The following is a 12281-nucleotide window of genomic DNA, read 5'->3' on the forward strand; positions in this document are numbered from 1 at the left end:
CGGGCCGCCGGGCCCGGACAACAACAAGAAATGGCGCGGCGTACCGTCGCGCCCCACCGCTTTCAACAGGAGGAAACATGAAAAAAATCTATTCCAAGCTGGCTGGCGTTGCCGCGGCGCTCGCGTGTGTCGTGGGCGGCCCCGCCCAGGCCCAGGCAAACGGCTATCCCACCAAGCCCGTGCGGCTGGTCGTGGGCTACGCGCCGGGAGGCACGACCGACATCAGCGCCCGCATGATCGCGGACGTGCTGGGCAAGGAATTCGGCCAGACCTTCGTGGTCGAGAACAAGCCGGGCGCCAACAGCAACATCGGCGCCGAGACCGTCGCCCGCGCGCAGCCGGACGGCTACACGTTCTTCGTGGGGTCTATCTCCACGGCGATCAACCAGTCGCTGTATTCCAAGATGTCCTATGACGCGCTCAAGGACCTGGACGCGGTCGCGCTGCTGAACGTGGTGCCCAACATCCTCGCGGTCAACGCGAACGTGCCGGTCAAGACCGTGCAGGAATACATCGAGTACGCCAAGAAGAATCCCGGCAAGCTGACCTGCGCCTCGCCCGGCAACGGTTCGTCCGCCCACCTGGGCTGCGAGCTCTTCAAGATGAAGACCGGCATCGACATCCTGCACGTTCCGTACCGCGGCAGCGGTCCGGCCGTGGCCGACCTGCTGGGCGGCCAGGTGGACTCCATCTTCGACAACCTGCCGCCGCTCCTGCCACACGTGCGCGCCGGCAAACTGACGGGCCTGGCCGTCACCACCGGCAGCCGCGTGCCGTTCGCGCCCGAGATCCCGACCATCGCCGAATCCGGCGTGCCGGGCTTTGACGTGGCGGCCTGGTTTGGCCTGTTCGCGCCCGCCGGCACGCCGCCGGAGATCGTGCAGAAGGTCAATGCCGCCATCAACAAGGCCCTGACCTCCGATTCGGCGCTGGCCGCCAGCTACCAGACCAACGGCTTTTTGCTTCCCCCGCCGCCCAACACCCCGCAGGCGTTCAAGGCGTTCATGGAAAGCGAAACCCGCAAGTGGGGCGACGTGGTCAAGGCGACGAATCTGCAGATCAACTGATCGGCGGGGCAGGGCGCGAGGGCAGCGATGACCATCGCGTCAGCCGCTTCACGGATAAAGCGGGGCGGCTTTCCCGCTTTCAAAATTACGTGATAGAATGCTCGACTTTCCAGCAAGGTTCGCCTTGTTGGAGTGGTCAAGCCGACGTGGTGAAATTGGTAGACACGCTATCTTGAGGGGGTAGTGGCGAAAGCTGTGCGAGTTCGAGTCTCGCCGTCGGCACCAAGAAATTCCTCGCAATGAACCCGCATCTCTCTTTGAGGATGCGGGTTTTTTGTTGTTCATACGGCGTCAGGCTCGGCGCCGGACTCGTCACCCCATCGGCCGGCTCCGCCTGGCCCGGTTGCATCCCCGGCGTCGCCCTCGCCGACCACCCCGGCGACATCCCCCTCGATCCGCTATCCGCCTGCTCGTCCTGACGGCGCGAGCCCCTTGTGACTCCCCGTCCGTTTCCCGATCTCCTCCGAAAACCGCTCACGCCCTGGGCCTGCGCGCTGAAGACCCCGCCAATGTGTCACAATTTGGATACAAATAACGCTTGAAATGTGGTCAAAAATAACCGTGTGTTACCATCGCACCCGATCTATGTAACCAAGTATTTGAATTAACTACAAGGAGAGCAGGATGCGCCGCATGGGGTGGGTGGGAAAGGGGGTGCTGGTTGCGGCTGTTGCCGTGCTGTCAGGTTGCGCGGGAACGCGGACCGTAAGCGAGAAAGACGCTTCCATCCATCTCGCCGCGTCGGATTACCAGGCTTATGCCGCGCGCTACCTGGACGCGAAGGGCCAACCGACGTATGACCCGGCCAGCCTGCTGGACGCGCTGGAAGCGGGCAAGGCGTTCAACGACGCCGGCATGTGGGCGCTGAGCCGCGACGCCTTCAACGCCGCAGCCACCCAGTTGAACTGGAAGGAAGACACGGTCGAAACGCCGGCCGAAGTCGCCAACCTGATCGGCACGACCCTGACCAGCAGCGCGTTCGGCGCCTATCAGGGCAAGATTTACCAGGGCTCGCTCGTCGACTACTACCAGGCCATCAACCATCTGATGCTGGGCGACGAGAGCAATGCCCGGGTGGACTTCAACCGCTTGCAGGTCCGGCAGGGCAACGCGCAGACCCAGCTCAAGGCCTATTCCGATACCGTCAACGCGTCGGTAAAGACTGGTCTGGCCGACGAGAAGAGCGAGGGCGCCAAGAAAAGCCTGGCCGAGGTGGGCCCGAAGATCGCCGACGGCGTGAAAGATCTGCCTAGTGGATTGAAATCGTCGAAGATCCGCCTGTCGGCCGGCGACGCCATGAGCGCCGTCTTCCGTGCGACGTCCTCGTCCACGTCCGACAAACGCTCGAACGTGTCCCGGGACATGTTGAAAAGCGCTAACGCCGCCAGCGCCACGCGCGGCGGCAATGCGGTCCTTGCCTACCTGAGCCGGGAGCTGCAGCAGGGCAAAGGCGTGTTGAAGAACAAGGTCATCGTGCTGTACGAAGACGGCGTCGGACCCGGGTTCAAGGAGTTTCGCATTGACCTGCCCCTGTTCATCGTCAGCGACAAGGTCACCTATAGCGGCATCGCGCTGCCCCAGTTTGTGCGCGGACAGGCCGCCTACGGCAGCCTGAAGGTGGGTTCGGGCAAGACGCAGCAGGAAACCGCCGTCCTGACCGACCTGAACGAAGTGGCCGGGCTGGAGTTCGATGCCGGCTACAAGGGCGTGGTGGCCAAAGCCGTGGTTTCCACGGTCTTGAAGACCACCGCCCAGGCCGCTGTGAACAACCAGATCGACAAGCAGAAGGCGGATCCGCTGGTGGCGGGGCTGCTGAAGCTGGGAACCGGCGCCGTGCAGTACGCCTTGACCAAGGCGGACGTTCGCGCCTGGGCCAATCTGCCCGACACGCTGCAAATGGTGGTGGTCGACCGCCCGAAAGACGGTCTGCTGACGCTGGCCGCCGCCCAGGGCGAATCCCTTGCACAGATCCCGCTGCAGGAAGATGTCAATACGCTGGTGCTGGTGAAAGCGTCCGGCACGGCCGGCAAGCCGGCTGTGTACGTGCAGCCGCTGCCGGCCCAGGCGCCGGTCACCCAAGCTGCCGCGCCGGTCAAAGTTGCCGGTGGTCTCTGACATGCGGCCGCTTGTTCAAGGATTGGCCATCGTCCTGCTGGCGGGGATTGCTGGCGGGGTGCAGGGGGAAACACGCGTGCCGCTCGCGGCGCCCCGGGTCATCACCTGCGACATGACACTGGCCCCCGAAACGGCCCTTCAGGTCGTGGATGAGGCCAGCCCGCAAGGGGCAGCGGTGGAGGGCGCGGCGTTGATCGACCTGCGCAACGGCATGAAGGCGGTGCAGTTCTCTGTCCGCAACGCGCGCGACCCCCAGCCCTTCGGCGTGATTCTGCGCGTCCGATACGCGGTCCAGTGGTTTGACGATTGCGGGCGCCGCGTCGTCAACGGCGCCCAGGTCGTCGATGGCCTGGCGTTGGACCCCCGGCGTCAGGAAATCATCCAGTCCACGGCCATGGATCCCCTGGCCACGCGCGCCATCGTGCGCATATACGTTGAAAACTGAGCATCAAACATCCATGAAAAAAGCATCTCTCATCGCCCTCCTGGCGCTGTCGCTGGCGGGCTGCCAGAACATGGCAGTGGTTTCCAGCAACCCGAATGGCGATCTCAGCCGCACCGGCCAGCCGGGCATGGTGTCCTTCGGTCTGCAGAACACGGATTTTGAGTACGCGTCGAAGAAGGCCGTGCAGGAGTTCCTGGAATCTCCCTATGCCAAGAAGCCGGGCGGCGGCCGGTGGGTCGTGCAGATGGGCGAAGTGGTCAACGACACGACGTTCCGCATCGACACCGCCAGCATGACCTCGCGCATGAAGATCGCGCTGACGAAGACTGGCCAATTCATCTTTACCGGCGCGACGGGCGCCGAACGCACGGACTTCGTGAAGGACTCGCGTCAACTCAGCAAGTCCAAGATGTTCAACCAGAAGACGGTCGCCCGTAATGGCACCGTGGTCGCGTCCGATCTGGAAATGGGAGGCGCGATCCGTCAGCGCACGGTTGTCGACGGCGCGCAGAAGCAGCAGCAGCTGGAGTACGAATTTGATTTCCGCGTGGTTGAGCGTGATACCGGCCTGGAAATTTTCCAATCCCTGATCCCCATCGAGAAGCTGGGGCCCAATCAGAATTTCGCTTGGTAAGAGGCCGCGTCATGTCCAAATTCACCCCGATCGTCCTGGCGTTGTCCCTGCTTGCCGCAGCCGGCACGCCGATGCAAACCGCGCTGGCGCAAACCCCGGCACAACCCGCAGCACAGCCCGCAGCACAACCCGCAGCGGGCGCGCACGCCGTGACCCCCATTCCCGGCCAGGCGCCGGAGGCGCTGCTTGACAAGGCCACGGGCGCCAATGCCATGGGCGATGAGCCCGTCCAGAGCTATGAAGACTGGGTGGCCGAGTTCGAAGAGCAGTTCGGCCAGGCGATGGGCAAGGCCCAGGATGGGCGAGTCTTCTACGCCGGCTTTGCGCCGCTGTCGGTCGACAGCGCTGCCAATCCGCATTACGGCACGCAGTTGGCCCTGGCCTACGAGCGCGCCGTGTTCGACATGCAGGCCGATTACATCCTGTCGACCTATGGCCGCCTGACCACCCAGACGATCCTGACGCGTTTTGAGGACCAGTCCAGCAACAAGGACGTCTTCGATCCGGTGGAGCTTGAAGCCGCGCTGAAAGCCGGTGGCGGACGCTTGGAAGCCTTGATCGACAAGGCGCTGACGCTGCTCGACAAGAAACTCGATAACGCATTGGTCGAGGAAGGCGTCCCGGCGGAGGACGTCAAGAAGATGACCGTGGAGCAAAAGAAGACGCTGTTCAAGGACAACCTGAGCAAGAGCGTGACCAAGTCGGCCTACCAGAACATGCAAGGCCTGGTGCCGGTGCAGACGCGCATCTTCTCGCAGACGGCAAATGGCAAGAAGGCCATGCTGGTGGCCGTGATTGCGGTGCAGTCCGAAAAGACCCGGCAATTTGCGCAGGACATCGCGCGCAAGCGGCCGACGCTGGTCAAGGGCGACCCCAAGGTGCTCAAGGATCTGCTGCCCGCCAATGAAAAGGGCTATCTGAACGAGGTCGGCCTGCGATTCACTTACGACGAGGCCGGTCGTCCGATGCTGCTTTCCTATGGCCGCGCATCGGTGCCGATGGACCCGAGCTGGAGCGCGTCGCGCGCGATTCGCGCCAAGCAGACGGCCCAGGGTATCGCGCAGGCGATGGCCGAGGCGAACATCGTTGCTTTCATGAACAACAACATCCGGATCTCCGAGAGCACGGAGATGGGCGACGTCAACGAGGATCTGGCCCGCCAGGTTACCGAGATCGAGAACGGCAAGGTTGGCCAGAGCCAGCAGATCAAGGAACAGATCGCCGAAACGATCCAGAAGCGGTCGCGCACCGGCACGGCCTCGGCAAGCGGCGAGTTGCGCGGCACGAGCATCGTCAAGCGCTGGTCCACGCAGGACGCCAACGGCGTCGAACACGTGGGAACCGTGGTGGGTTGGACGTACGGGCAATTGGAGAACGCCAACGCCATCGACGCGCAGATGCGCGGGCGCGGCAACGGCGCGCAGCCGAACGGCGCGTCAGCCACGGCGACCGATCAGAACCGCTCGTCGAAGTCCATCAACAGCAAGCATGACTTTTAACGGCGGTTGACCGCCCCTACAGGATCACTGCATGAAAGCCGTTCTTTCGACCCTGCTGGTTTCGTTGGCAATTTGTCTTGGCCTGATGCCGAGCGCCCAGGCGCAAGTCACGGAGGCTACCGTGACGGCCGATGGCCAGGGCATGAGCCGCGAAGAAGCCATTCAGGCCGCGCTGGTCAGCGCGGCCGGGCAGGCGTTTGGCGTGCGCTTGTCGGCGCAGTTCGTGACGCAGAACGTGTCTGTCGATGCGTCCGTGGACAATCAGGATCATTCCACGGTCGTCAGCGCCATGAACAAGAACATTCGCCAGACGCTCAATACGCCGCAGAATGCGCCGATACTCGGTTACGACGTCAACAACGTGGCTGAGTTTCCGGGCCGCGGCTGGGAAGCCACCGTCACGCTGCGCTACGCCAAGTACGAACGCCTGGGCGCGGATAGCAACCGCCGCAGCGTGGTCGTAGTCAGCAACAGCAGGCAGTTCCGTCCTCAGTTGATCCAGACCGTCGGCGAATCGCTGGTGGGCACGCGGCGCTTCGATGTGCTGAATCGGGAAAACGACAGGCTCTTCCAGGATGAGAAGGAGTTCATCCTGGGCGACGCGGCGGCCAATCCCGAGGTCGCCCGCCTGTCGCAGGCCAGTGGCGCCGATTATCTGGTGGTGGCCCAGTTGCAGAGTCTTGGCGTCAGCAACAACCAGCGCGAAACCATTGCCATGACAGGCGAAGTCCTGGTCAACAGCAGCGCCAGCGGCACGCTGCAATTGCAAGTGATCGAGTTCTCTTCCCGCAAGATCAAATGGTCGGGGTCGCAGAAGTTCGGCGGCAACTATGCGGGCGCCACCAGTGTCGGCGCCGATACCCTGAACAAGCTGATCGGCGGCGCCGCCGACAAGCTGGTTGCCCGCATGGTGGATGCGATCTATCCGATGCAGGTCATCAAGGTGATGGGCGATACGGCCATCATCAATCGCGGAGAAGGCGGCATCGCGGCGGGCGACACCTACGCGGTCTTCCTGGTGGGAGAAGAACTGCGCGATCCGCAGAGCGGCGAATCCCTGGGTGCGATGGAATCCGAAGTAGGGCTGGGGCGCGTCACGGAGGTCAAGCCCAAGTTCTCTTTCCTGAAGATGGCATCGGGCACCCTGAGCGAAGGCGGCAGTTACATCGTGCGCAAGACCGACAAGAAGGTCCAGGCGCCGGCGGCCGCCCGGCCCGCCCCGAAGCGCGCATCGGCCGCTGCCGAGAAGTCCCAGGCTCCGGATCGCGCTAACGTGTTCCTCAATAATTGAGGCGTATCGGCCAGCCAATCCGGAAAATGTTTCCGGATTGGCCTGGAAAACAGATTTCCATGTTGGGAAACAATCGGCCGCCGCCCGGGATCGTCTAGGAAACCGGGCCCGTTCCGGCGAAATCCGCGGGTCGGCCGTGCCAAACGCGCGCTTGTGCGCGGGCAGATGCCCGCATACCATATGGCCACCACGCGCCTGCGCCATCCTGCATCCGTTCGTTTGGATAGAACGGTTCGCCGCGCTACCCCGCAAGTTTTCAACGACACAGTGCAGCAGTCGTCTCCAGAGATTGCCATGCTAAATGCGTCCGTCCGGCGCGATATTGCCGAACTGACCCCGCTGCCGAATGATCTGAGCGTCCTGCCCCGGATGACGTTTCATGCCGCGTGGGCGGCCAGTCCCTTCGACGTCCTGGACTTGAGGCCGCTCTCGATCGCGGCGGCGGGCAGCGAACGGGACGTGTATCTGCACCCGGCCGACAGCTCGCTGCTCATCAAGATCATCAATGGCGCGCGCCGCAGCCAGCCGGACCGCAAGCGGGCCTGGTACAAGCGCTTTCAGCGGGATGACGCGCACCGGGTGTTCATCATGGAGACCGTCGAGTACATCGCCACGTCCGCGCGGCAAGGGGCGCATGTGGGCAATGTGCTCATGGCGCGCATCTTTGGCCTGATGTTGACCTCGAAGGGTTTGGGGCTGGTGGTCGAGCGCATCGTCGACGCTCACGGGAATCTGGCGCCCACGCTGAAAGAGGTGGTGGCGCGGCACGGGTTTTCCCCAGAACTGCGGCATCGCGTGCATGACTTCATCATGGCGCTGATCGATGCGCACGTCATCTTCAACGACGTCAGCGCCAGCAATATCGTCGTGGGCTTCAATGCCGAAGGGCGGGAAGGCCTTTATCTGGTGGACGGCTACGGCTCCAAGCAGCTGATTCCCGTGTATTCGTGGAGCAAGGCGCTCAATGGCCGGCGCATCCTGCGACGCTACGACACGATGACGAAAAAGCTGCTGGCCGCGAGCGCACGGCGCCTTTAGGCGTTTAGGCGCTTAAGCGCTTAGGCGCTCAGCCCTTCAGTCTGTCCGGCACGTCGTCCATGTCGCTGCACACCGCCAGCACCTCGGCCGGCTTTCTGCTCAGCGACAGATACACATGCCCGATGCTGCTGTCGAAGTACGCCGATTCCAGGCGGTTCAGCACGACGCTGTCGCCATTTTCAAACTGGATGCGCACCTTGCCCGACAGGACCACGACGAATTCCTGCCCGGGATGGCGGATGTAGTCCTCAAATTCCACCACCTTGCGGGAGTCGATCATGGCGACCATCGGCAGCATCTTCTTGCCCGGGTATTCGCCCATCAGCAGGCGGTAGTGATAGTTCTCGGTGATGTAGTCGCGGGCGTCGCTGAGCCGGTTCTTGACGAAGGTGGGGGCAACCGCGGCCTGCGCGGCGTCGCGCAGCATGAACATGCGGGTCATGTCGATGTCGAGCGCGCGGGCCAGGGCGGCGAATTTCTCGTAGCTGAGGGCGATCTGGCCGAGTTCGGCCTTCGATAGGGTCGATACCGCGATGCCGCTGGCCTTGGACAGCGCCTGCAAGGTCATTTTCCTGGCCTTGCGCTCGGCGCGCAGGCGGGCGCCCATTTCTTCCTTGCCCACGATCTCGGGCGGGGATGTGTTGCCGGTTGGGGCCATGTAGCGGTCTGGCTGATAGGGTTGAAGGCAGGGGCAGGGCCCGCAAGCCCCGCCGCGTGTAGCCGGATTGTAAGGGGTGGGCCGGATCAGGCGGGCGGTTGGGCGCCGGTGCGTTCGACGATCATCCGGTAATGCTCGGGCCGGCGGTGGGCGGCGAAATTGAAGATGTTGGCGCGGTAGTGATCCGACACCGACAGGTCGCAGACGAAATTGATGACCTCGTCGTCCTCGGAAAAGCTGCGCACCATGATTTCGCCGGTGGGCGCGACGATGCAGGATCCGCCGATCATCGGGTTGCCTTCCTCGACGCCGGCCTTGGCCGCCGCCGCCACCCAGCAGGCGTTCTGGTAGGCGCCGGCCTGCAGCGACAGCAGGTGATGGTGCATGCGCAGGTGGATCGGCTCGTTCCATTGCACGTAGCCCGACGGCGTGTTGTAGCCGGCCATGACGACCTCCACGCCCTGCAGGCCCATGACGCGAAAGGTCTCGGGCCAGCGGCGGTCATTGCAGATGCACATGCCGATGGCGGCGTCCGGGGTCTGCCACACGGGAAATCCCAGGTCGCCGACGGCGAAGTACTTTTTTTCCAGGTGCTGCAAGGGCGCGCCGTCGACAGTCTGCGCGTCGCCGGGGATGTGGATCTTGCGGTACTTGCCCACGATCTGCCCGTCGCGGCCTACCAGGATGCTGGTGTTGTACTGCGCGCCGTCCGCGAGCTCGGCGTAACCCAGGTAAAAACCGATGCCCTTGTCGCGCGCCGCGTCGAACAGGGGGCGGGTCAGCGGGCCCGGCATCTCGGTCTCGAAAAATTCCTGCACTTCGCGGGGATCGTCCAGGGACCAGCGCGGAAAGAACGTGGTCAGGGCCAGTTCCGGAAACGTCACCCAGGCGGCGCCGCGGCTGTGGGCGTCTTCCAGCAGGTCGATCAGACGGCGCACGACTTGCACGCGGGTGTCGCTGCGCTGGACGGGGCCCAGCTGCGCGACGGCAAGGTGCAGCTTGCGGGCGCTCATTCGCCGCTCCCGGCGGCGGTCCGGGCCAGGACGCGGCCGGCGTGCTGGCCGGTGAAGGCCTGCTCCTCCCAGACGGGGGCGCCATTGACGTAGACCGAGTGGATGCCGGCCGCACGTTCGGTGGGGCGTTCGAAGGTGGCGGCGTCCGCCACAGTGGCCGGGTCGAAGACCACGAGGTCGGCAAAGTAGCCTGGCTGCACCTGCCCGCGCTCGGCCAGGCCGAACTTGGCGGCGGTCAGGCCCGTCATCTTCCAGACGGCGGTTTCCAGCGGGAACAGGCCCAGGTCTCGCGAATAATGGCCCAGCACGCGCGGGAAGGTGCCCCACAGCCGGGGATGCGGGCGCTCGTCGTGGGGCAGGCCGTCCGAGCCGATCATGGTCGGGCCGAACTTGAGGATGCGCTGCACGTCGGGCTCGTCCATCATGAAATAGATGGCGCCGGCCGGTTGCAGGTCCGGGACGACGTCGTACTTGGACTTGCCGCGCTCGGCGGCCACTTCGTCCAGGTCGCGGCCGCTGAGTTCCGGGTACGGCTTGCACCAGGTGATGATGGTGCGGCCGGCCAGCAGGACGCGGTCCTGCTTGAGCATCGTGGATCCGGCCACGTAGGGGTAGGCGTCCAGCGAGACATCCTGCTTGGCCATCGCGGCTTCGATCAGCGGAAGGGTTTCGGCGGACCGCCCGAAGTTCGGCTGGCCCATGACCTTGTGATGCGAGATCACGACGGGCACGTCCAGTTCGCGGCCGATGCGGAAGGTCTCTTCCAGCGCTTGCACGATGTGTTCGCCCTCGTCGCGCATGTGCGTGGCGTAGATGCCGCCGTGCGTGTTGAGCGGGCGGCAGACCTCGATGATTTCCTCGGTGGTGGCCTGGGCCGCGGGCGGGTAGAACGTGCCGGTGGAGATGCCGATGGCGCCGCTGGCAAGCGCATCGTCGGCCAGCGATTGCATGGCCTGCACTTCGTCGGGCGTGGCGGCGCGCTGCAGGTCGGACATGACGGCCGCGCGCAGCGTCGAATGGCCGACCATGCAGGCGGCATTGACGGCGGCGGGCGTGGCGCGCAGCGCGTCCAGGTAGTCGGAGAAGCGTTCGAAGCGGTAGGAGCCGCCTTCGTCCAGCAGGTCCAGCGGCGCGGGCGGGCTGGCGTGGGCGTGGGCCAGGGGCGCCAGGCTGATGCCGCAGTTGCCGGTGACGACGGTGGTGACGCCCTGCGAGATCTTGGGCGTCATGTCGCGGCGTTTGAGCAGGTAGTTGTCGTCGTGCGTGTGCGAGTCGATGAACCCGGGGGCCACCACCTTGCCCGATACGTCGATGCGGCGGCGCGCGGCGCTGCCACTGAGGTCGCCCACGGCGGCGATGCGGTCGCCGCGCACGCCCACGTCGGCGCGCTGGCCCGGGGCGTTGGTGCCGTCGATGACGGTACCGCCGGCGAGGATGTAGTCAAACGGGGTGGCGTCGGGCTGGGACATGCGATTCTCCGGCAAGGTGGGATCAGGCAATGGTGGGATCAGGCAAAGTGGCAGGCGACCTGCTGTTCGGCGGCGACCTGGCGCGGCTGGGGCGTTTCTTCGGCGCAGCGCGGCTGCGCCATGGGGCAGCGGGTACGGAACGCGCATCCGGACGGGGGCGACAGCGGGCTGGGGATTTCGCCCTTCAGCACCTCGACGGGGTTGCGCTCCCCGTGACGCGCGGACGGCACGGCCGCCAGCAGCGCCCGGGTGTAGGGGTGGGCCGGACGGTCGAAGATCGCATCGCGGGTGCCGATCTCGACGATCTTGCCCAAATACATCACGGCCACGCGGTGGCTGATGTGGCGCACAACGCTCAGGTCGTGCGAGATGAACACGTAGGTCAGCCCCAGGTCCCGCTGCAGGTCCATCAGCAGATTGATGACCTGCGCCTGCACCGACACGTCAAGCGCCGACACGGGCTCGTCACAGACGATGAGCCCCGGGTCCAGCGCCAGGGCGCGCGCGATCACGATGCGCTGGCGTTGGCCGCCCGAGAACTCATGCGGATACTTGTCGGCGGCGTCGGGCCGCAGGCTGACGCGCGCCAGCAACTGCGACACGCGTGCGCGGATGGCCTCGCGGTCGTGGCCAAAGTTGCGCAGCGGCTCGCCAATGATGTCGCGCACGCGCATGCGCGGATTCATCGACGAAAACGGGTCCTGGAAGATGAACTGCATGCGGCGCCGCATGGCGCGCAGCTGGCTGCTGTTCATCTTGGCGAGGTCTTCGCCCTCCAGCAGGATGCGGCCTTCGGTGGGATCGGTCAGGCGGATCAGGCACTTGCCGGTGGTGGACTTGCCGCAGCCGGATTCGCCGACCAGGCTGAGCGTCTGGCCGCGGGGCACCGACAGCGAGATGCCGTCGACCGCGCGCAGCACCTTGGCGCCGCGCCCGCTGTCCACGGGAAAGTGCTTCTTTAGGCCGATGACTTCCAGCATGGGCACCGCGGTGGCGGCGGGCACGGAAGACGCGAGGGGAATGTCGTGCAGGTTCATGGCGGGTCTCATGCG

General features: G+C 64.8%; 11 protein-coding genes and 1 tRNA gene. 8 read left to right on the top strand and 4 right to left on the bottom strand.

The window, feature by feature from the left end; all coding sequences use genetic code 11:
• The first annotated feature begins 77 nt into the window (after nt 1–77).
• The 8 genes from LN047_RS05740 (at nt 78) to LN047_RS05775 (ending at nt 8089) form a co-directional block, all read left to right on the top strand.
• Nucleotides 78–1067, top strand: coding sequence for a Bug family tripartite tricarboxylate transporter substrate binding protein (locus LN047_RS05740; RefSeq protein WP_373981301.1), 990 nt, complete (start codon nt 78–80; stop codon nt 1065–1067).
• A 140-nt stretch (nt 1068–1207) separates the two neighbouring features.
• Nucleotides 1208–1292 (top strand) — tRNA-Leu (locus tag LN047_RS05745).
• 399 nt (nt 1293–1691) lie between these two features.
• On the top strand, nt 1692–3182 hold the full coding sequence (locus tag LN047_RS05750; RefSeq protein WP_373981302.1) for a hypothetical protein: 1491 nt from the start codon (nt 1692–1694) through the stop codon (nt 3180–3182).
• Between the two features lies 1 nt (nt 3183).
• Nucleotides 3184–3627, top strand: coding sequence for a hypothetical protein (locus LN047_RS05755; protein ID WP_180098972.1), 444 nt, complete (start codon nt 3184–3186; stop codon nt 3625–3627).
• A gap of 13 nt (nt 3628–3640) precedes the next feature.
• A complete protein-coding gene (locus LN047_RS05760) occupies nt 3641–4261 on the top strand; it encodes a penicillin-binding protein activator LpoB (RefSeq protein WP_056321546.1) in 621 nt (206 codons plus the stop codon).
• Nucleotides 4262–4272: 11 nt separating this feature from the next.
• Nucleotides 4273–5760, top strand: a complete 1488-nt coding sequence (locus LN047_RS05765; protein WP_373981303.1) for a DUF6844 domain-containing protein — start codon at nt 4273–4275, stop codon at nt 5758–5760.
• A 31-nt stretch (nt 5761–5791) separates the two neighbouring features.
• Nucleotides 5792–7051: a hypothetical protein gene (locus LN047_RS05770; RefSeq protein WP_056321552.1), complete on the top strand. Its 1260-nt coding sequence runs from the start codon at nt 5792–5794 to the stop codon at nt 7049–7051.
• Nucleotides 7052–7345: 294 nt separating this feature from the next.
• The gene (locus tag LN047_RS05775; RefSeq protein ID WP_162256767.1) at nt 7346–8089 is read left to right on the top strand and encodes a YrbL family protein; all 744 of its coding nucleotides are present in this window, start codon (nt 7346–7348) and stop codon (nt 8087–8089) included.
• Nucleotides 8090–8117: 28 nt separating this feature from the next.
• On the opposite strand, the gene LN047_RS05780 is transcribed toward LN047_RS05775, so the two are convergent.
• From LN047_RS05780 to LN047_RS05795, 4 genes are all read right to left on the bottom strand, one after another.
• Entirely contained in the window at nt 8118–8747 is a 630-nt protein-coding gene (locus LN047_RS05780; protein WP_056321556.1) for a helix-turn-helix domain-containing protein, read from the bottom strand.
• Between the two features lie 86 nt (nt 8748–8833).
• Nucleotides 8834–9760, bottom strand: coding sequence for an N-carbamoyl-D-amino-acid hydrolase (locus LN047_RS05785; protein ID WP_175235199.1), 927 nt, complete (start codon nt 9758–9760; stop codon nt 8834–8836).
• Complete coding sequence (locus LN047_RS05790) at nt 9757–11229, bottom strand: amidohydrolase family protein (RefSeq protein WP_056321561.1); 1473 nt, start codon at nt 11227–11229, stop codon at nt 9757–9759. The genes LN047_RS05785 and LN047_RS05790 overlap by 4 nt, the downstream gene beginning before the upstream one ends.
• Before the next feature lie 38 nt (nt 11230–11267).
• The gene (locus LN047_RS05795) at nt 11268–12266 is read right to left on the bottom strand and encodes an ABC transporter ATP-binding protein (protein WP_280021660.1); all 999 of its coding nucleotides are present in this window, start codon (nt 12264–12266) and stop codon (nt 11268–11270) included.
• Between the last annotated feature and the right edge of the window lie 15 nt (nt 12267–12281).

Source organism: Achromobacter sp. JD417, assembly GCF_041879325.1.
GTDB lineage: Bacteria > Pseudomonadota > Gammaproteobacteria > Burkholderiales > Burkholderiaceae_B > Achromobacter > Achromobacter mucicolens.